This is a genomic window from Paenibacillus dokdonensis (assembly GCF_004916975.1).
GTDB classification, from domain to species: domain Bacteria; phylum Bacillota; class Bacilli; order Paenibacillales; family Paenibacillaceae; genus Paenibacillus_AQ; species Paenibacillus_AQ dokdonensis.
In genome coordinates, this window is sequence record NZ_STGQ01000001.1 from 3,610,390 (window position 1) to 3,631,165 (window position 20,776).

Sequence of the window (20,776 nt, forward strand, 5' to 3'; positions counted from 1 at the left end):
CTTGGGAGATGTATTTAGTATAAAAAGAACGGTATCCAAAGTCTGTCTAAAATTGGGGGTAAGACCTCAACTTTTTTTGTCGAGTTCCGTAGGGTTTTAGAGGAGAAGCAGATGACAACAAAAAGACCCGCGATTTCCGATAGGAATGCGGGTCTTGATTTTAAATGTCGTATACAATTAGTCCTTGCGTGAACGATTCCGCAGGAATGTCGGAATGTCCAGCTGATCGCTGCCGCCCTGATTGCCGAACGGACGAAGGTTATTCGCATTGCTGCGGTTGTCTGTAGGCTCGGATGGCGCTACTCCCGGCTTGCGAGGAGGCGCAGTTGGAGCAGGACGATGATCAAACCCGGTAGCAATAACCGTTACTTTAATTTCGTCTTTCATGCTTTCTTCAATGATCGCACCGAAGATCATGTTCACTTCCGGATCTGATGCCGAAGTGACGATCTCTGCCGCCTCATTCACTTCGTAAAGTGACAGGTTGGCACCGCCCGTAATATTCATGATGACGCCGCGTGCGCCTTCAATCGAAGTCTCCAGCAGCGGACTCATGATTGCTTTACGTGCAGCCTCAGCAGCACGGTTCTCGCCTGTAGCTAGTCCAATACCCATCAAAGCTGAACCGCGTTCAGTCATGATTGTTTTCACATCGGCAAAGTCAAGGTTGATCAGACCAGGAACCTGGATCAAGTCGGAGATGCCTTGTACGGCTTGACGAAGCACATTATCTGCTTCCCGGAACGCTTCTATCATCGGCGTTTTTTTGTCGACGATTTCTAAAAGCCGGTCATTCGGAATAACAATCAGTGTATCAACTTTCTCTTTCAGACCTTCAATACCCAGCTCGGCCTGTGTGGAACGCTTGCGTCCTTCAAATGTAAACGGGCGCGTCACCACGCCTACGGTCAATGCTCCGCACTCCTTGGCGATCTCTGCGATCACTGGCGCAGCACCTGTTCCGGTACCGCCGCCCATTCCTGCAGTAACAAATACCATATCGGCGCCTTTGAGAGTATTCATGATCAGATCACGCGACTCTTCTGCCGCCTTTTTGCCCACTTCTGGGTTGGCTCCGGCACCAAGACCGCGAGTCAGTTTATCCCCGATTTGCAGTTTATGTTCCGATTTGGCCATATGCAAAGCTTGAGCGTCTGTATTCACGGTAATGAATTCTACACCTTGAACGCCATTCTCAATCATACGGTTGACAGCATTGCTTCCGCCGCCCCCCACACCAATTACTTTAATCTGCGCCAAGCTCTCCATTTCAAAATCAAATTCCAACATATTTTCCCATCTCCCCCTCATTGTGCATGACTGGCCCGTCCACTGATTCTATGGAACCTGCTTATATGAAATCACTGAATATATTTTTCAATCGTTCAATAAGGCCTGGTTTCTGGGCAGTTTCCGGATTCGAAGCAGGACTCGCTTTAGGGCGGTTCACTGTTTTCTTGTTGCCCGCACTGCTCACGTTTGCGCTGCTGCCGCTGCGTACACGGATACTGCGGATGACGTTATGTAGAATGCCAACGCCACTGGTATAACCAGGGTCGCGAACGCCGATATAATCAGGCACGGCAATTCTGACGGATGCTGCGAGCTCGCCCTGAGCAACCTGTAATACTCCCGGCATGGATACAGTGCCACCAGTAAGTATATAACCCCCTGGGAGCTCAGCGTAACCAAGACGCTTCACTTCTTCACTAATCAGATGGAAAATTTCCTGTACACGTGGCTCAACAATCGCCGCCAAATCTTCTTGGGTAAATTCCTTTTCCACGTTGCTGCCGATGCGAACCACCTTGAAAGTAACATCAGGAGCGGCATCAGCCATCAAAGCACAGCCATATTTCAGTTTGACCTTCTCTGCCTGATCCGTGAGCGTCCGCAGACCATAAGCGATATCATTGGTCACAAATTCACCGCCGATAGGCAAAGTGGAAGTTGAAACCATGGTTCCGTCTTCGAAAATTGCGATCGTTGTAGAGCCGGCACCGATATCAACAAGTACAGAACCCATCGTCTTCTCGTCTTTAGACAAGGCAAGCTGCCCTGCTCCCAAGGACATGAGAACCAAATCCTTGATTTTAAGACCTGATTTTTCAACACAGCGCAAAAGATTATGTATAGCTGTCTTAGCGCCGGTAATGATGATGGCTTCCACTTCCAGACGGACGCCAATCATGCCGCGCGGATCTTGAATTCCCTCCAGCCCATCAACTACGTATTGTTTTGCAACTACATCAATGATTTCCCGGTCAGGCGGAAGAGCTACAACCTCTGCGGCTTTAAGCACACGTTCAATATCTTCCTCACCAATTTCCCGATCCTCGTTCGATACTGCCACAACACCGTGGCTTGATTGAAGTCCGATATGATTCCCCGAAATGCCGACATAAACCTCCGATATTTGAATACCGACCATACGTTCCGCATGATCAACGGCACTACGGATGGATTGTACAGTCTGGTCAATATCTACAATTGCACCTTTGCGAATTCCTTCCGAGTCGGCAGATCCAACTCCAATAATATTAAAGGTTCCATTATTCACTTCCCCAATAATAGCACGAACTTTGGATGTACCGATGTCCAAACTAACAATGATGTCATTGTTGCTCAACCGTGGCACCTCCTGTTTTATAAAATAACTTCCAATGAATAAAACACTCAATTCTACATATTCAACAAAGAATAATCTTTCCCTCTTTTTTCTACAAATTTTTCGGCTGCCAACATTTAGTAGAGCAGGGTAAAAATCAGAAGAAAAAAGAGGGAGTTTTCAAGATAGAACAAACATGGGATTTCCCCTACCGATAACGTTTATCGGTATTTTGATAAACAAATTTTAGTTTATTCTATACAGTTAACCCATAAAATCAATTGTAGCATTTTTTAATTGTCATGAGTAGTGGCATTTTGGTCTGTTACATCATCGCCAAGAGGCTGAAAAGGTGTATACGTATCGGCTTCCAGCATCGTGATGGTTCCCGGCTGGGCTGTCTCGATGACCTGGTTCAGATATTCCACCTTGTCGCTCAAAAGCGAGATGGCCGTGATGACGACAAATCGGGATCTTGTATACAGCTTGATTCTGTCCGGAAAAGAAGCGGTCGGTGATGGAATAATCTCCGATATGTCCGAGGTCAGCTCATTCGGAATCTTCCCGAGTACTTTACACAGCTCCACCTTATTCGGATCAGTTGTGTTCCATTTTGTAAGAATAGGCTTTTCTACGGCAATACCACTGCTGTTCACAGAGACCTTGGTCCCGTTCGCGAGAATGGCATCAAGATTGCCCTCAGCACCCAGTTCGTAGGCAACTGTAGGATACTCTTCTATTCTGACGCTGATTTTACCGGGAAAATGCTTGTCCACTACAGCCTTTTGAATCGACTTAATTTGTAACAGCTGACTCTCAACCTTAGACGGCGATACACCAAAATACTGGGTGCCCGTCTTCAGCCCGCTGGCCTGCAAAAGCTGCTCCCTTGAGGAAAACGTGCTGCCTGTAAACTGTATCTCCGTCACCTGGCTTACGGGTGAGCGAAAGAATAAGATGACTAAGATCGCAACAAACAAAAGCAGCAGAATAGCAATGATTCTCCGGCTGGCTTTTCTCTTGGGCTTGTTCTCTTTTAAAACGGGAATATGAGCTTTTGGCATAGGATTCTCTCCACAAAATACCTCTTATCCCCTCTGATCAGAGGGGATAAGCTTGGTGTTAATTAGCTAAATCTAATGATTTGGGCACCGGTGAAAACCGGTGAATCTCAGCCCCTAGTTTTTGAAAGAGCTGTTCAATATGTTCATAACCTCTGTCAATATGATGCACTTGTTCAACAATAGTCTTTCCCTGGGCGGCGAGTCCGGCGATAACCAGAGCTGCACCTGCCCTAAGATCCGTCGCTTCTACTGTAGCACCATACAGGCGCTGCACGCCGCGGATGAATGCACAGCTTAGATCAATAGATATATCCGCACCCATTCTTGTCAGTTCATCCACATGCTTAAAGCGTCCTTCAAAAACAGTCTCTTTCATCACACTGAAACCATCAGCCAAGGACAGCAGCACCATGACCTGGGACTGCAAATCGGTGGGAAACGACGGGTAAGGCGACGTGACAATACGCTCGACAGCTTTCGGTCTGCTCATGCAGCTTACATTCATTATATCATTGCAAATACTGATTTGAACACCGGCCCGCTTGAGGACGTGGATCAAGGATGATAAATGCGCCGGATTGCAGTGAGTCAGCGTAACATTCCCCCGGGTTGCTGCAGCCGCAATCATTACAGTTCCGGCCACAATCCGGTCAGGAATAATGCTGTACGAACACGGTGACAGCTGGCTTACGCCCTGGATTGTGATCGTATCCGTTCCCGCCCCGATGATGCTTGCCCCCATGGCATTCAGAAAATTTTGCAAATCCTGAATCTCCGGCTCACGTGCCGCATTGGTTATTGTCGTTGTACCTTCAGCCGTGGCAGCCGCCATCATAATGTTCTCGGTTGCTCCCACACTCGGAAAATCAAGATGGATATCGGTCCCCTTCAGTTTCTCGGCCCTGCAAATAATTTGCTGGTCGAGCTCCTCAATTTCAGCGCCAAGCGCTTTTAGTCCCCGGAGATGAAGGTCGATTTTGCGTTCGCCTATGGCGCAGCCCCCGGGCTGATAGACAGCAACCTCTCCAAACCTCGCAAGCAAAGGTCCCATTAGAAAAATAGAGGAACGCATTTGCTTCATTAAGTCTTCCGGTACATGAAACGAATTGGCGGACGACGTATCCACAACAACCGTCTCCTGATCATGCAAAGTCGTGCAGCCGATCCGATCCAGGATGTCCAGCATCACTTCAATATCCAGAAGACGGGGGACATTGCTCAGCTGAACCTTGCCTGCGGCCAGCAAGCTCGCTGCCAGAATAGGCAATGCTGCATTTTTTGCTCCATGGATACGTATGGTTCCTGACAGGGATTTACCACCCTCAATCACCAATTTGTCCAATGTATCACCTCCGAGTTTACCCCTCAACCGCCGCATTCGATTCAGGCATCAGCTGTGATACCCGTTCAGAGCTTTATTGGCTCTGAAGCAGAATACATTGGAGTGAGAACGTCCTCTGCTGTCGTTTGACCGGTGTGAATCCAGTACAATCTCAGCGGACTTATTTTGCGTGACACATCAGACCCGTGGGCTCCGGCATGCATGGATACAGCTTTTTGCGGCAAGCGGCTCGGCTATCCAACCGTTGTCTACCATCCAAACATAAATGACATCCGCTAAAGCTTTAGATGGGCTTAAAGTCCAATCCTAGGGGCCGGCATTCCATGGTGATTGTCACGATCATAGAGTATCTTATGTACTGCGTACCCGGTGTGTGACAATCGCCCAGCCCTTTCAGCGGCCTGCCGTAAGGCGGCGCATTTCTTCAACGATCAGATTGGCGGAGTCTGGCTTTCCAAGACTTCGGGACTGCTCGGACATTCCCTGCTGTACTCGGATATCACCCATAATCTCCCCGATAGACTGATAGAGGCGTTTTCCCGATAAATCCTTTTCCAGAATGACTTTGGCGGCTCCCGCCTTCTCCAGCTGTCTCGCATTAGCCTCTTGATGGTTATTCGTGACATTCGGAGACGGAATGAGAATGGACGGAATACCCAGTGATGTAATTTCAGCCAGGAAGGATGCTCCCGCCCGGTTGACGATCAGTGATGTCGCTGCCAGCACTTCTGGCATATTATGCACATAAGGAAGGACATGCAAATGGTTAGGCATGCTGCCAAGCCTGCTGCGGATCTCTTCCCGCGTCTTTTCGAAGTAATTCTCGCCTGTTACATATACAAAATGAATATGCTTCAGCTGCTCCAGCTGGGGCGCCATATCGATCATTGCATCATTGATGGCCTTCGCCCCGCGGCTGCCGCCGACAACGAGAACAACCGAACTGTTCATCGGGATGCCCAGCGTCGCAAAACCGCGTTCACGGTTGGCGGACTGCACGGTAGTAGCTCGCGGATTGCCTGTATAAATAACACGCTTCGCTTTGGGGAAAGAACGCTCTGACCCTTCAAAGCTGACCGCGACCGTGCTGACATATCTGCTAAGGAACTTGTTGGTCAAGCCCGGTATCGCATTCTGTTCATGAATAATGCATGGAATGCCAAGCTTGGCCGCAGCATATACGACAGGACCACAAACATAACCACCCGTACCGATGACAACATCCGGCTTAAATTCAGCCAGCATCTTCTTGGATGTTTTAACGCCTTTTAAAAAACGGATAACCGTCTTGATGTTGTCCGTGGACAGCTTGCGGCGAAATCCGGTAATGTCAATGGATTGAAAAGGAATCTGCTCCTGTGGTACCAGCTTGCTCTCCAAGCCTCTTGTTCCGCCAATATATAAAAAAGTAGAATCAGGATCTTCTTCCTCACACTGCCTCGCAACAGCGACAGCCGGATAAATATGTCCCCCGGTGCCGCCGCCTGATAGAACGATGCGCATGCTGATCACCTCGCATATCGTGATAGATTAAGTAAAATGCCCAGAGCGGTCAGCATCAGCGTAAGCGACGAACCGCCATAGCTGATCAGCGGTAGGGTAATGCCCGTTACCGGCATGAGTCCGATAACAACACCGATATTAATGACAACCTGAACAGCGACCATGCCGACAATGCCTACCGCAAGCAAACTGCCAAAACGGTCAGGAATCGTCATCGCAACGCGCATGCCCCGCCAGACCAGGATCAAAAACAGCAGCAGTACAATCAGCCCGCCAATGAAACCCAGCTCTTCGGCCAAAATAGAAAAGATAAAGTCCGTCTGCGGCTCCGGAACATAGCTGTACTTTTGACGGCTCATTCCGAGTCCCAGACCACCAAGCCCCCCAGGGCCGATAGCATATAGAGATTGTATAATTTGATAACCTGCACCAAGCGGGTCAGACCATGGATCAAGAAACGCGGTTATCCGCTGAAGACGGTAAGGTGCCGCAATAATGAGTCCGACAAATCCGGCGGCTCCGGCAAGCCCAAGCATACCCAAATGTCTCAGACGTGCACCAGCCGTAAAAATAATCATCATGGCCGCTCCAAGCATGACAGTGCCTGTACCCAAATCTGGCTGAAGCATGATCAAACCGAAGGCCAGGCCAATCAGTCCTAGCGGCGGCAAAAGACCTTTGCCGAATTTGGTGACATCCCATTCCTCGCTGCTCAGCCATTTGGAGAGAAACAGAATCATGCCCAGCTTCATAAACTCGGAAGGCTGAATGCCAAAGGAACTGATACCAAGCCAGCTTCGGGCACCTCCGCGTACGTTACCGATTCCGGGTATCAACACGATAACCAGAAGCACGAAGCACACGATCAGTCCTACCTTAGCATACTTTTTCCACACGCGAAAATCCAAGCTTGCTGTAAAAAACATAGCCACAAGTCCCAATACAGCAAATAGCATCTGGCGTTTAACGAAATAGAAAGAGTCACCATAATTGTGAAAGGCCAGTACCGAGCCTGCGCTGTATACCATGATCATGCCGATTGTGAGCAGACCCAAAATACAGAGAAAAAGCCACAAATCCGGCGCCGGGCGTGTCTTGTTCATGAAGAGGCCACCTTTTGCAGAGAAAGTAGGGGCTTATCCACCCCCCTACTTAAAGATTATGCACCGCCTCTTTAAAAATGCGTCCACGCTCTTCATATGAAGTAAACATGTCCCAGCTGGCACAAGCAGGAGATAAAAGCACGATATCCCCAGCCTCTGCAGCAGCTGCGGCTTCTTTTACGGCTGACCGGAGCGTATTGGCGGCGTCCTCCTCATTATCGACGACGACAATATGCTTTAATCCCGCGATTTCCGCTACTTTGGCAATTTTTTGCGCTGTTTGGCCAAAAACGACAATCGCTTTGACTCGCTCGGACAGTACCGCCATCAGCTCCATATAATCGGATCCACGGTCCAATCCGCCGGCAATCAATACAATCGGCTCATGAAAGGAAGTCAACGCCATGGTTGTCGCTTTGGAATTCGTGGCTTTGGAATTATTATAAAAAGCGACTCCATGAAGATTCATCACATATTCCAATCGGTGTTCAACACCGCGGAAGGAGGACAAAGGGCCGCTCAAACGATCGGCAGGCGCGCCGGCCGCAATGGATATGGCGCAGGCGGCAGCCGCATTTGCGATGTTAAAGCGACCTGGAATACCGACTTCCTCCACGGGGATGATATCCGTAATTTGGCCATGCTCATCACGGTATACGATTTTCCGTGATAATGAATCCTCTACATCAGGAATGAAAGGCGGACTGACATAAACACCTTCCACCAATTCTTCATTGGTAGAGAAGGGCAGCAGCTTCGCCTTGATGTAGGGAACAAGCTCACGGCAGTATGAATCATCCCAATTGAGGACTGCGGTATCTCCTTCTCCCATATTTGCAAATATTTTTGCTTTGGAGGAAACATAGTCTTCCATGCCTCCATGATAATCCAGATGCGTTTCTGCCAAATTCAGCAAGCATCCGACACGCGGTCTGAATTCCTCCGTGCCTTTTAACTGAAAGCTGCTCAGTTCTGTGACCATCCAATTGCTTGAATCCGCATTTTGGGCTGCTTCACATAGCGGTGTTCCGATATTCCCGGCCACAATCGGACGCATTCCGACCTCTTCCAGCATTTGACCAACCCAGGTTGTCGTCGTCGTCTTGCCGTTGGAACCGGTAATCCCGATAATCGGAGCATTGCAGATATGATATGCGACCTCTACTTCAGTCACAACTTCAATTCCAAGCTCCAGCGCTTTTTGTATTGGCTGAACCCTGTATGGAATACCCGGATTTTTGACAAGCAGAGAAATACCGGGATGAACCAGATTATCCGGATGACCGCCGCAAATGACGGAAATTCCTAATGACTCCAGTTCCCCGGCTTCGGGGCATTGATCTCTGTCTTTTTGATCATTAACCGTTACAACCGCACCATAACTGTGCAGAACCTTGGCGACTTGTACACCGCTTTTGGCCAATCCCAGTACGATGACTTCCTGATCCCTGTAAGACTCTGGATGCTTCATCTTCTACAACCCCTTGTTCAAGTAAAGTCCAATACCTGCAAGAATAATGCCTACAGCCCAGAACGTCATAACAACACGCCATTCGGACCAGCCGGACAATTCAAAGTGGTGGTGAATCGGACTCATTTTAAATATGCGTTTGCCTCTTGTTTTGAATGATGCAACCTGAAGTACTACGGATAGCATTTCGACAACAAAAACGCCACCGATAATAATAAAGAGCAGTTCACTTTTGGTCACAATCGCGATAGCACCGATGGCTCCGCCGATGCCAAGTGAACCCGTATCGCCCATGAATACTTTGGCGGGATGCGCGTTAAACACCAGGAAGCCCAGTACGGCTCCGATCATAGCTGCGGCGCATACAGCTGCTGAAAGTGATGTCGCCTGCATAGCTACAAGCGCAAAAGCCGCAAATGCAATAGCACTGACTCCCGAGAGCAGTCCGTCAAGACCGTCCGTAAAGTTAACCGCGTTGCTGATCGCCAGCATCATGATAACGATGAACGGATAATAGAACCAACCGCCCCAATCAAACGACCAGGAAGTTCCGGGAACGTGAATAGCAGTGTCATGACCATTTTGAATCATCAGTATACACATGATCGCGGAAAATAGCAGCTGTCCAAAAAGCTTCTGACGGGCAGTCAGCCCAAGTGAGCGTTTAAATACGATTTTGATATAATCATCAAGAAATCCGATCAGACCAAAGCCGAGTGTGGCCACAAGCAACACATAGAAATCTGTATTAATGACGGAAAATTTCAAAAATGACAATGTAAAGGCCAAAATAATCACCACGCCGCCCATCGTGGGCGTACCGGCTTTTTTCAAATGGCTTTGCGGACCGTCATCACGCACCTGCTGTCCAAATTTCATACGCCTCAAAAGCGGGATGAGCAGCGGAGCCGCAATGACAGCCAAAATAAAAGAAACACCTATTGTTAGTAGTAGTAATTGATAATCCATGGATTCACCCCCTCCGTATGTTTAATTATGCAAGTCTTCCTTGACAAGAGCATCCACTATTTCTTCCATTTTCATACCACGAGACGCTTTAATAAGTACAATATCCTTCGGGTGCAGCTGCCCTATTAAGTGGGAAGCAAGCTCTTTTTTATCGGTAAAATGATATACCGGCACGTCAGAACGCTTGAGCTGAGCGGCTTTCGCAGCCTCTTCAGATAAAGGCCCGTAAGTATATAGCATATCCACTTTATCTTCTACCGCGTACTCTCCGACCTCAGCATGAAATTCGAGCTGTTTAGGCCCAAGCTCGAGCATGTCCCCGAGCACAGCGATTTTACGGTGGTAGCCTTTCAGGCTGTCCAGTGCATCGATCGCCGCTTTCATGGATAATGGACTGGCATTATAGGCATCGTTGAGCAGCGTGAGTCCGCTGGGAGCCGTAATCTGTTCAATACGCATCCCTGTTAACTGCAGGCCGGAAATCCCTTCGCGGATCTTGTCTCCACTGACCCCGAAATAGTTGGCAACTGCAAGAGCGGCCAGACAATTAATAACATTATGCTGTCCCAGCAGCGGAAGCTCGAGTCCTTCTTCCGGGTGTAGATGGGAGGTGAAAATAATTCCTTTGCTGTGGAACATCATGCCTGTCGGAAAGTCATCATTCTTATCCTGATCCATGCCGAAGGTAAACGTTGTAAGACCTTCAGGCTTAACGGTCTCCGGCTCGCTGAGCACGAGTGGAATCAGCGGTTCATCTCCGTGGTATACCAAAAGACCACCCGGCTTCATGCCGCTGATAATTTCCAGCTTGGCGCGGGCAATCTCATGTCTGGATCCGAGCTGCAGCAGATGGGCTTCACCAATATTCGTGATGACGGCCACCTCGGGACTTGCAATGGCGGACAAGCTCTCAATTTCATGTCGTCCGCTCATTCCCATCTCCAGCACAACAATTTCCGTATCCGCCGGCATTTCCAGAATGGTCAGCGGAAGTCCGATATGATTATTGAAGTTTCCCCCGGTCTTATGAACCTTAAAGGAAGTCTCCAACAGTGCATAGACCATATCTTTTGTTGTGGTTTTGCCATTGCTGCCAGTAATGCCGACGACGCGGCAGCCGACATCGGCCAGATAAGCCTTAGCCAATGCCTGCAGCGCGGTAAGCGTATCCTCCACAACAATCACAGGACCTTCAGGCGGAAGTCCGCGGTCACGCTGCCAGAGAACACCACATGCACCGCCTTCAAGCGCTGCCGCAGCAAAGGCATGACCATCGAAATTCTCCCCCACGAGCGGAACAAAGAGTCTGCCGCTGACAAGCTTACGGGAATCCGTAAAGACACCCTCCATCTGTATATCACAATCATGGTCATGTGTAAGGCTTCCTCCACACATGACCGCTACCTCGCCAAGTTTCTTTGTAATCACTTGTTCATACCCCTTATCGATTCTTTGGCCACGACACGATCGTCAAAATCATGTTTTACATGCATGATATCCTGATAGGTCTCATGACCTTTCCCCGCAATCAATACTACATCGTCCGGGCTTGCCATTTCAATAGCCTTTTGTATAGCCTTCCGCCGGTCCACGATGAGCTGGTACTTATCCTGCGGCACGGAATCCTCATGAAGTCCAGCCTCAATATCCTTCAGAATCAGGTCAGGATCTTCCGTGCGTGGATTATCTGAAGTAACCATAACAACGTCACTGTATTTCGCCGCAATCTTACCCATAATCGGGCGTTTGGTGCGATCGCGGTCGCCGCCGCAGCCGAACACAGTAATGACGCGGCCCTTGGCAAACTCATTGACGGTTTTCAATACATTTTCCAAACCATCCGGTGTATGTGCATAATCGACGATGACCGCAAAAGGCTGGCCCTCGTCCACGGATTCGACGCGTCCGTCAACGCCCGGAACCGATTCCAGGCTCCGTTTAATGCTATCCAGCTCAAGGCCTTCCAGCAAACCGGCAGTAATCGCGGCAAGTGCGTTGTACACATTGAATTTACCTACCATTCTTAGCTGAACATCGCAGCTGCCCTGGAAGGAATCCACGTGAAAATGAGTGCCCTGCGCTGTAATTGAAATTTCCGATGCACGAACATCCGCTTTTTCATCCAAGCCGTATGTAATAACCTCTGCAGCGGTGACCTTGGCAAAATACTGCGATGCTGCATCATCAGCATTCAGAACGGCGTATTTCCGCTGATTCTTTTGATGGGTGAACTTGTTTCCGAGACGCGAGAAGAAAAGCCCCTTAGCCTCTCTGTAATCTTCCATCGTCTTGTGATAGTCCAGGTGATCCTGTGTTAGGTTTGTAAAGATTGCTGTACGGAAATCGGTGCCCTTGACGCGTCCCTGTTCGAGCGCATGAGATGATACTTCCATGACGCAGCACTTCACACCGTTCGCAGACATATCATCCAGGGAACGCTGCAGCTCCAGAGCTTCCGGTGTGGTTCCAGACATCGGAAAAGTCCGGCCTCCATAGCGCATTTGAATAGTTCCGATCAATCCCGTATTCACACTATGGTCATTCATCATTTTCTCGATCAGGTACGTGGTTGTGGTCTTGCCGTTAGTTCCCGTCACTCCAATCATTTTCATGTGTGAGCTTGGAGAACCGAAAAATGCATCCGCTATGACTGCCATCGCATAACGGCTGTCTTTGACGATGACCTGTGGGAGATCAATATCAAGCTGATGCTCCACGACCAGCGCAGCGGCACCTTGCTCAGCTGCCTGATCAGCATAGTCATGGCCGTCTACCGTATGCCCCGGCAAACAGATAAACAGATCGCCCGGAGCAACCTTGCGCGAGTCGGTCTGAAGACCGGTAATGGTGATATCCCCGCTCCCTGTGATTTGTGCAATTGTTAGTGTTGAAGCCAGTTCGTTCAGTTTCATAACATATCCCTCGCTCTAATTCTATTATCGTCCACTGCTGCGATGATTAAGTCTCCATCGGGAGCTTAATTTTGTTGCTCTTTCAATTCAGGATCTTCCCCCATATAAATGCGGATGGTAGATCCGCGGTCTACTCGGCTTCCGGGCTTCGGAGCCTGACTGACCACCGTGTTGCCGGTGCCTGACTTAGCCAACACGAAGTTCATATTCAAATCTTCGTATAAATCCTGTACGGTAGCCCCGACCAGGTCAGGAACGGTAACAATCGGCGTGTCGCCGTATTTATACACCTTCGGCACTTGATCCTTGCGTTCAGGAACTTTCAGAACCTGAAGGGAATCCTTCAAAATATTCTGTACGATAGGTGCAGCCACCACGCCCCCAAACTGAATGCCTGCCGGATTATCAACAGCGGTGTAAACCACAATTTGAGGATCATCAGCCGGCGCGAAGGCAATAAAGGATACGATATGCTCCGTTGCGGAATACCGTCCATTTACAACAATCTGAGCAGTACCTGTCTTACCGCCAACCCGGTAGCCGTCAATAAACGCCGGCCGCCCGGTGCCTTTGGCAACGACGTTTTCCAGTGCTTCACGTACCTGTTTCGATGTCTCTTCAGAAATAACTTGTCTGACCATCTGCGGCTTCGTCTCACTGACTGTCTCTCCGGTCTCCGGATTCACCCAGGCTTTAGCCACATAGGGTTTATACAGCTTACCGCCGTTAATAGCCGCCGATACGGCAGCCACCTGTTGAATCGGCGTAACTGAAACCCCCTGTCCAAAAGCCGTGGTAGCCAGTTCCACAGGTCCCACTTTAGAAAGCTTAAACAGGATTCCGTTCTCTTCCCCGTTCAAATCAATTCCTGTCTTCGAACCGAAGCCGAAATTGCGGATATATTGAAACAGCGTATCCTTGCCCAATCGGTTGCCAAGCGTCACAAAACCTGGGTTGCAGGAATTTTCCACAACCTGCATAAAGGTTTCGCTGCCATGTCCGCCCCGTTTCCAGCATTTCAATGTTGCCCCGCCAATTTTAATGTACCCAGGATCAAAAAACTGCTCGTTTTTCAGATCCACCTTCTTTTCCTGAAGCGCTGCTGCGAGAGTAATGATTTTAAAAGTGGATCCCGGCTCGTACGTCATCCAGATCGGCAGATTACGATTATACACCTCTGCAGCATATTCCTTATAATTGCCCGGTTCGTACCCGGGTCTACTTGCCATCCCATAAATCTCCCCGGTCTTCGGGTTCATAGCAATAGACCAGGCGCCTCTGGCCTGATACTGAACCATAGCCTGATCAAGCTCACGTTCCATAATTGATTGTATGGATTTATCAATGGTAAGCTGCAGATTAAGACCGTCCTTGGGCGCATCATATTTTTCTGATGAGCCCGGCATATGCCGTCCGCCTGCATCTGATAAATAGGAGATGCTTCCATTCAGGCCCTCAAGCCTGCTGTCATACTTCTGCTCTATGCCAGTCAATCCCTGATTGTCTATGCCGGTAAAACCAAGAATATGGCTTGCAAGGTCCCCATAAGGATAATACCTCTTATTGTCCTCTGCAACAACGATACCCGGCAGATTTAAATCACGAATTTTCTGAGCAAGCTCCATCGTAATTTTGCGTCCGCCGGGTTGAAGTTTCACACTTGATTGCCTTTTTGTAATCGTGCTCTTGATCTTCTCCTCGGTCATCCCAAGCAGTGGTGCCAGCAGCTTCGCCGTCTTATCGGGATCCTTGACCTGAACGGGAACCGCCATAATAGTCGGAGAACTGATATTGTAAGCGAGCGAGACTCCGTTACGGTCCTGGATTTCTCCTCGTTTGGCCGTAGATGGAATCTCTCTCCGCCAGTTCTCTTCCGCTTTGGCAGACAACTCAGGTCCCTTGCCCAATTGAACATACGCAAGTCTTACTATTATAGCAACAAATAGCAAGCAAAGGACCATCAAGCTCACCAGGAGTCTGCGTCTTCGCGTCACGTTCGAAACCTTCACTTTTATTCCTCCCTGCTTATCCTAATTATCATGACCGTTATTCCTATCATGGTATTCGGGACAAACAGGGGTTAGAACAAGCTGTTTATTGGTCGTTTTTCGCGCCATCGGTTTTGCCGGACGAGGATTGGCCCGTTTCAGCAGAATGGCCGCTCCCCTTATCGCCTCCGGCTGTATCTGTCGATGCATCCTCACCAGTACCAGGATCATCCGAAGATCTCAAGGACAGTTGAACCACACGCTTGCCAGCCTGATTGGTTACCTTCTGGCTTGATACGTAACCTTCACCGCTGACATTCACGGATACTTTCATCAGAGTCAGAACATCCAGCGCATCCCGCAGCGATTCACCCGTCAGATCCGGAACCTCCATTGTTTTGTCTGTTTCAGTCAGAAGGTATATGTGCTGTCCGGGGCTCATCGGAGTCCCTTTGGCCGGAAATTGCTTCATGATCGAAGTACCCTTTCCTAATGTATCAAAAGCGATGCCGGATTTAAGCAGTTGTTTTTCAGCTTCTTTTACGTTTTTATTGACCAAATCCGGTGCAGGCGGACGATTTTGTGTTTTGATCGCATCATTTTTTTTAACATCGGTTTCCGGTTTGGTTGTAGTTGTCGTCTTTGGCACTCCCATATATTGAAGGGATTGGGACACAATCTTCTTGAAGACTGGCGCAGTTGCGGTACCGCCGCCAACCGTTGCACTATCAGGCTGGTCCATAATGACGATAACAGCTATCTTCGGATCATTCACCGGCGCGTAGCCGATAAAAGAAACGACTGATTTGGAGTAGTCATACTGTCCGTTAATGTTTTTTACTGCCGTACCGGTTTTACCTGCTACGCGGTAGCCATCAATAAAAGCATGACGTCCTGTGCCAATATCCTGGTCAGCAACGACCTGCTCCAGATATTCACCGGTTTCTTTGGCTGCCTCGGGAGAAATAACCTGTTTGACCGTATCAGGTTTAGTAACCTCCGTTACACCTGTATTAGGATCAGTCCATTCCTTGATGATTTGAGGCTTCATAAGCTTGCCTCCGTTAGCAATCGCAGATACGGCTGCCAGCTGTTGGATTGGTGTCACGTTGACGCCGTGTCCATAAGATGCTGTTGCAACCTCCACGGGACCCGGAAGATTTACGGCCCAGGATGTTTCACCAGGCAAATCAATTCCGGTTTTTTTCCCAAACCCGAAATTAGTAATATATTGGAGCAGGCGTTCTTTCCCCAATAACTCTGACCCCAGTTTAACAAAAGCCACGTTACTGGATCTCTTGACACCCTCAAGATAGGTAATCTTCCCCCATCCCGCTCTCTTAATATCATGTAGCACCGTTTTTGTTCCTTTGACCTGGATTTGACCCGATAGATATTTCGCATTAGGATCGAACAGCTTTTCTTGAACGGCTGCAGCCAAAGTTACGATTTTAAATGTAGAACCAGGTTCATAGACCGATTTGACCGCATGATTCATAAAATCATTGAAGTCCGTCGTCTCCCAATATTTATTCGGATCGAATGTAGGCAAATTAGCCATGCCCAGAATATCCATCGTTTTGGGATCCGCTGCGATGACGGTCATACTGATTGGCTTATATTTATCATATGCTTCTTTCATGGCGTCTTCGATATAATACTGGATTTGATCATCGATCGTCAGCTTGTAATTCGTACCATTGACAGCCGGCTCATAGATATCATTTGAATTGGGCAGCTTGTCTCCTGACGTATCTGATTCATATCTTAAATGCCCTTTGGTACCTTCCAATTTATCATTCAGATATATCTCAAGCCCGGCGACCGCTTTGCCTTCACGATCTGTATACCCCAGCACATGAGAAGCCAGGGTTCCCTTCGGATAATATCGTTTCGATTCTTTCAACGTGGCCAGGCCTGTCTCTTGAATCTTCTTCTTATCCTTGAACTGCTCTTTTAATTGATCGTTAAGCTTGTCAATTTGCGCCTTTTTGGTTTCATCGATCTTCCAGCCTTCGTTGCGGACTTCGACGTTCTTGAGGTATTCACCTTTAGCGTCCTTCTTGTTGACAAGTGCCTTGAGCTTATCGACATCTTTACCCAGAATTTTGTTAAGACCTTCGACTACCATGTCCTCTGTACCGTTCGTATGAATGACACTCGGATTGACGACCACGGTGTATGCTGGAGCATTAATAGCAAGCGGATCTCCATTTCGGTCGGATATCGTTCCCCGTTCTGCCGGAATATCCGATTCTTTGACCCACTTGGCTACACCTTTTTCATGCCAGGAATCTCCCTGGACAACTTGCAGGGCAAACATTCTGATAAGCAAAACAACAAAAAGGAGGGTGATGAATCCTCCTAGTAGCACTGTGCGAAGTTTTATTCTTTTTATCATTTTCCAACCCTCACAAGCTCTATTTTTTTGCAGTTTCCGACTCGGCGGTTGTTTCATCCGTTTTTGAAGATATTTTTGAGCGCTCAACATTGATAACCTGCTGACCCGTTGGTTCAATATAGCCCATCTGTATCGCCTTATCACGGATGCCTACTTCAAGCTGCTGCTTCTGAAGTGTCAGTTGACTGATTTCAGACTTTGAAGTTTTAATCATTCTTTCCGTCTTCTGGTATTCCTTGTTCAGTCCATAAATGTTAGCGTTCTGCCAGATGATCAGGCTCGCCACCATGACACATACCACAATAGTAAGCAAATACAACAGCTTCTCTTTGATTGGAAGATATGTACGGCGGGTAACCACCATCGTCTTCTCCCGGTAGCCGGGATATGTGCGCTTTGCAGGCTTTTGTTGTTCTTTTACTGCCAAGTTACCACGGGTGTAGGCCATGTTTTCTTCCCCTTCATCATAGTCTTACGCTTTGCAAGCATAGATTTGATATTTTAAGTATATGTTATAGTTTCTCCGCGACTCTCAGCTTCGCTGAACGTGCGCGTGAGTTTAGTTCCAATTCCTCTTCGCTTGCAATAATCGGTTTCCGGTTCACCAGCTTGAGCTCGCCTTTCCCATTGCAAACGCACATCGGGAAGTCAGGAGGACAAGTGCATCTTCCAACATAGCTGTTGAAAATATGTTTACAGATCCGGTCCTCGAGTGAATGGAAAGTAATGACCGATACTCTTCCTCCCGGTGCAAGGCAGCGAACCGCCTGATGAAGTGCCTCTTCAAAAGCGCCAAGTTCATCATTCACCGCTATGCGCAATGCCTGAAAGCTCCGCTTCGCGGGATGCCCCCCGGTTCTGCGTGCCGCCGCAGGTATACCTTCTTTAATAATATCGACCAGCTGACCTGTGGTTTGAATAGGTCCCTGCTCCCGGTGTTCGATAATGAACTTGGCAATGCGCCGGGAGAATTTCTCTTCCCCATATTGGAAAAGCACGCGCGCAATCTCCTTTTCCGGCCATTCGTTAATAATATGCCATGCCGTTAATTCAGAGGATTGGTCCATGCGCATATCCAGCGGTGCATCATGGTTGTAGCTGAATCCGCGTTCCCCTTCATCAAACTGTGGTGACGAAACGCCAAGATCAAACAATATCCCATCAACCTGCGGGATACCGTCTTTCATAGGAACAGCAAGTTCTTTTAATGTATCTTCCAGTTGACGAAAATTCGTTTTGACCAAGGAAACCTTGTCCGCAAAAGGAGCAAGTCTTTCCTTTGCATTATTCAGCGCCCAATCATCCTGATCCAGCGCAATGAGTCTGCCATATTCTCCAAGCTTTGAAGCGATCAGGGAACTATGCCCCGCCCCGCCAAGCGTACAGTCGACATAAATGCCGTCTCGTTTGATGTGCAGCCCTTCTGTGGCTTCTTCTTTAAGCACCGTGATGTGATGAAACAAGCTGCAGCCCTCCTAGACTTATTACAATTCAAAATTAAAATCAACCAGCTTTTCAGCGATTTCGTTAAATGCACCTTCAGATTGCTGGAAGTATGCTTCCCAGGTGTCCTTGCTCCAAATCTCAACACGATTGGATACTCCCAGCACGACACATTCCTTGTCGAGCTTGGCATATTGGCGAAGATTACCCGGTAAATTTACCCTTCCCTGTTTGTCCCACTCGCATTCTGTCGCACCTGAGAAAAAGAACCGGGTGAATGCGCGGGCATCCGATTTCATTAGAGGAAGCGACTTCAGCTTCTGCTCAAGGATGCTCCATTCATTCATAGGGTAAACAAAGAGACACTGGTCCAAGCCGCGGGTGATCACAAAGGCTGAGCCCAAAAGCTCACGGAATTTGGCTGGAATGATCAAGCGGCCTTTATCGTCAATGCTGTGTTGATACTCTCCCATAAACATTCGGCCACTCAACTCCTTAACCCCAAATCCCCACTTTGCACCACTTTCCACCACTTAAGGATACTAGATTCGCCACCCAAAATCAAAATCCTTCCTGGCATTTGTGTTTTTTTGGATATTGTAAACGGGTGTTTTCGTATATGACAGCACGAAACCCCTTGATCCATAAGGATTCAAGGGGTTTTCCGGAAAGTAAATACCGTCCAAAAATTACCTTCTATTCATGTCCTGTCCAGCTGTCCAGATATTCAATCTGCTCGCGGCTTAACGCATCGATTTGGATCCCCAGGCTTTCCAGCTTGTAGCTTGCAACCTGCTGATCAATTTCCAATGGCACATTCAAAACCTTGCTGCCAATTGTTTCATAGTTGTCATTCACGTACTTCAGGGACATAGCCTGCAAGGCAAACGTCATATCCATGATTTCCGCCGGATGACCATCACCCGCTCCTAGATTGACCAGACGTCCTTCTGCAAGAAGATAAACCTTACGGCCATCCTTGAGCTCATATTCCTCAATGTTGCGGCGGACTGTGCGGATCGAAGCTGCCCGGCTGGACAATTCGATTTTATTAACCTCGACATCAAAATGACCCGCATTGCACAAGATCGCTCCGTCCTTCATCACATCAAAATGCTCACCGGTAATCACGTCACGGTTGCCTGTTACGGTCACGAAGAAGTCACCCTGCTTTGCAGCCTCGATCATCGGCATAACTTCAAAGCCATCCATATGCGCTTCAACGGAACGAATCGGATCCACTTCCGTAACAATAACCTTAGCGCCCAGACCCTTGGCCCGCATTGCAACCCCTTTGCCGCACCAGCCATAGCCGACAACCACAGCGGTTTTTCCGGCAACAACCAGATTAGTGGTACGGTTCACCGCATCCCAAACCGATTGGCCTGTTCCATAACGGTTATCAAACAAATACTTGCAATAGGCGTCATTCACAGCCACCATCGGCAGTTTGAGGAGGCCTTCCTTTTCCAGTGCCTTCAGACGGATAATGCCGGTCGTTGTTTCTTCCGCGCCGCCCCGGATGGTCTCCAGCAGGTCGGGACGCTCCGAATGCAGAATCGTCACGAGGTCGCCCCCGTCATCGATGATAAGGTCTGGCTTGGTTTCCAGAGCACGGATCAGGTACTCCTTGTATTCCACCGGATCCGGATTGTATTTAGCGAGAACCGTTACGCCATCCTCTACAAGTGCCGCACAAACATCATCCTGGGTCGAAAGCGGGTTGCTGCCTGTGATGGTTACTTCGGCACCACCAGCCTTCACAACCTTCGCCAGGTAAGCGGTTTTGGCTTCCAAATGCAGCGCAATGGTTACCTTCAGTCCTTTAAACGGCTGCTCCGCCTCAAACTGCTTACGGATTTCATTAAGAACGGGCATATGTGCCTCTACCCAATCAATTTTCAAATGCCCTTCCGGGGCCAAAGCCATATCTTTGACGATGCTGTTCTTCAATGACAGTGTACTCATGAAT

16 protein-coding genes are annotated in these 20,776 nt (G+C 48.6%); all 16 read right to left on the bottom strand.

Features of this window, described 5'->3' with window-relative positions:
• Positions 1 to 177: 177 nt before the first annotated feature.
• Positions 178 to 1,290 (bottom strand): cell division protein FtsZ, encoded by a 1,113-nt coding sequence (gene ftsZ / locus E6W40_RS16760; RefSeq protein WP_136606494.1) that lies wholly within the window; start codon positions 1,288 to 1,290, stop codon positions 178 to 180.
• A gap of 61 nt (positions 1,291 to 1,351) precedes the next feature.
• Entirely contained in the window at positions 1,352 to 2,629 is a 1,278-nt protein-coding gene (gene ftsA, locus E6W40_RS16765) for a cell division protein FtsA (RefSeq protein WP_136606495.1), read from the bottom strand.
• A gap of 272 nt (positions 2,630 to 2,901) precedes the next feature.
• Positions 2,902 to 3,672, bottom strand: a complete 771-nt coding sequence (locus E6W40_RS16770; protein WP_136606496.1) for a cell division protein FtsQ/DivIB — start codon at positions 3,670 to 3,672, stop codon at positions 2,902 to 2,904.
• Between the two features lie 58 nt (positions 3,673 to 3,730).
• The gene (gene murA / locus E6W40_RS16775; RefSeq protein ID WP_136606497.1) at positions 3,731 to 5,014 is read right to left on the bottom strand and encodes a UDP-N-acetylglucosamine 1-carboxyvinyltransferase; all 1,284 of its coding nucleotides are present in this window, start codon (positions 5,012 to 5,014) and stop codon (positions 3,731 to 3,733) included.
• Between the two features lie 393 nt (positions 5,015 to 5,407).
• Entirely contained in the window at positions 5,408 to 6,517 is a 1,110-nt protein-coding gene (murG, locus tag E6W40_RS16780) for an undecaprenyldiphospho-muramoylpentapeptide beta-N-acetylglucosaminyltransferase (RefSeq protein ID WP_136606498.1), read from the bottom strand.
• 5 nt (positions 6,518 to 6,522) lie between these two features.
• Positions 6,523 to 7,620 carry a stage V sporulation protein E gene (spoVE, locus tag E6W40_RS16785; RefSeq protein WP_136606499.1) on the bottom strand — a complete coding sequence of 366 codons (1,098 nt, stop codon included), beginning with the start codon at positions 7,618 to 7,620 and terminating at the stop codon, positions 6,523 to 6,525.
• Between the two features lie 49 nt (positions 7,621 to 7,669).
• Entirely contained in the window at positions 7,670 to 9,091 is a 1,422-nt protein-coding gene (gene murD / locus E6W40_RS16790) for a UDP-N-acetylmuramoyl-L-alanine--D-glutamate ligase (RefSeq protein ID WP_136606500.1), read from the bottom strand.
• 3 nt (positions 9,092 to 9,094) lie between these two features.
• Positions 9,095 to 10,060, bottom strand: coding sequence for a phospho-N-acetylmuramoyl-pentapeptide-transferase (mraY, locus tag E6W40_RS16795; protein WP_136606501.1), 966 nt, complete (start codon positions 10,058 to 10,060; stop codon positions 9,095 to 9,097).
• A gap of 21 nt (positions 10,061 to 10,081) precedes the next feature.
• Entirely contained in the window at positions 10,082 to 11,488 is a 1,407-nt protein-coding gene (locus E6W40_RS16800; RefSeq protein WP_136606502.1) for a UDP-N-acetylmuramoyl-tripeptide--D-alanyl-D-alanine ligase, read from the bottom strand.
• Positions 11,485 to 12,972: a UDP-N-acetylmuramoyl-L-alanyl-D-glutamate--2,6-diaminopimelate ligase gene (locus E6W40_RS16805; protein ID WP_136606503.1), complete on the bottom strand. Its 1,488-nt coding sequence runs from the start codon at positions 12,970 to 12,972 to the stop codon at positions 11,485 to 11,487. Before E6W40_RS16805 ends, E6W40_RS16800 begins: the two co-directional genes overlap by 4 nt.
• A gap of 65 nt (positions 12,973 to 13,037) precedes the next feature.
• Complete coding sequence (locus E6W40_RS16810) at positions 13,038 to 14,981, bottom strand: stage V sporulation protein D (RefSeq protein ID WP_136606504.1); 1,944 nt, start codon at positions 14,979 to 14,981, stop codon at positions 13,038 to 13,040.
• An 85-nt stretch (positions 14,982 to 15,066) separates the two neighbouring features.
• Positions 15,067 to 17,361 (bottom strand): penicillin-binding transpeptidase domain-containing protein, encoded by a 2,295-nt coding sequence (locus E6W40_RS16815; protein WP_136606505.1) that lies wholly within the window; start codon positions 17,359 to 17,361, stop codon positions 15,067 to 15,069.
• 19 nt (positions 17,362 to 17,380) lie between these two features.
• Positions 17,381 to 17,809: an FtsB/FtsL family cell division protein gene (locus E6W40_RS16820; RefSeq protein ID WP_136606506.1), complete on the bottom strand. Its 429-nt coding sequence runs from the start codon at positions 17,807 to 17,809 to the stop codon at positions 17,381 to 17,383.
• A 64-nt stretch (positions 17,810 to 17,873) separates the two neighbouring features.
• Entirely contained in the window at positions 17,874 to 18,824 is a 951-nt protein-coding gene (rsmH, locus tag E6W40_RS16825) for a 16S rRNA (cytosine(1402)-N(4))-methyltransferase RsmH (protein WP_136606507.1), read from the bottom strand.
• 21 nt (positions 18,825 to 18,845) lie between these two features.
• Positions 18,846 to 19,283, bottom strand: coding sequence for a division/cell wall cluster transcriptional repressor MraZ (gene mraZ, locus E6W40_RS16830; protein WP_136606508.1), 438 nt, complete (start codon positions 19,281 to 19,283; stop codon positions 18,846 to 18,848).
• Between the two features lie 217 nt (positions 19,284 to 19,500).
• Entirely contained in the window at positions 19,501 to 20,772 is a 1,272-nt protein-coding gene (locus tag E6W40_RS16835; protein WP_136606509.1) for an adenosylhomocysteinase, read from the bottom strand.
• Positions 20,773 to 20,776 lie beyond the last annotated feature (4 nt).

What these genes read in the sequence shown, in the direction of transcription:
- mraY (WP_136606501.1), bottom strand. Translation starts at nt 10,060, where the DNA reads ATGGATTATCAATTACTACTACTAACAATAGGTGTTTCTTTTATTTTG.
- E6W40_RS16820 (WP_136606506.1), bottom strand. Translation starts at nt 17,809, where the DNA reads ATGGCCTACACCCGTGGTAACTTGGCAGTAAAAGAACAACAAAAGCCT.
- spoVE (WP_136606499.1), bottom strand. Translation starts at nt 7,620, where the DNA reads ATGAACAAGACACGCCCGGCGCCGGATTTGTGGCTTTTTCTCTGTATT.
- murD (WP_136606500.1), bottom strand. Translation starts at nt 9,091, where the DNA reads ATGAAGCATCCAGAGTCTTACAGGGATCAGGAAGTCATCGTACTGGGA.
- E6W40_RS16805 (WP_136606503.1), bottom strand. Translation starts at nt 12,972, where the DNA reads ATGAAACTGAACGAACTGGCTTCAACACTAACAATTGCACAAATCACA.
- mraZ (WP_136606508.1), bottom strand. Translation starts at nt 19,283, where the DNA reads ATGTTTATGGGAGAGTATCAACACAGCATTGACGATAAAGGCCGCTTG.
- ftsZ (WP_136606494.1), bottom strand. Translation starts at nt 1,290, where the DNA reads ATGTTGGAATTTGATTTTGAAATGGAGAGCTTGGCGCAGATTAAAGTA.
- E6W40_RS16770 (WP_136606496.1), bottom strand. Translation starts at nt 3,672, where the DNA reads ATGCCAAAAGCTCATATTCCCGTTTTAAAAGAGAACAAGCCCAAGAGA.
- murG (WP_136606498.1), bottom strand. Translation starts at nt 6,517, where the DNA reads ATGCGCATCGTTCTATCAGGCGGCGGCACCGGGGGACATATTTATCCG.
- E6W40_RS16815 (WP_136606505.1), bottom strand. Translation starts at nt 17,361, where the DNA reads ATGATAAAAAGAATAAAACTTCGCACAGTGCTACTAGGAGGATTCATC.
- E6W40_RS16835 (WP_136606509.1), bottom strand. Translation starts at nt 20,772, where the DNA reads ATGAGTACACTGTCATTGAAGAACAGCATCGTCAAAGATATGGCTTTG.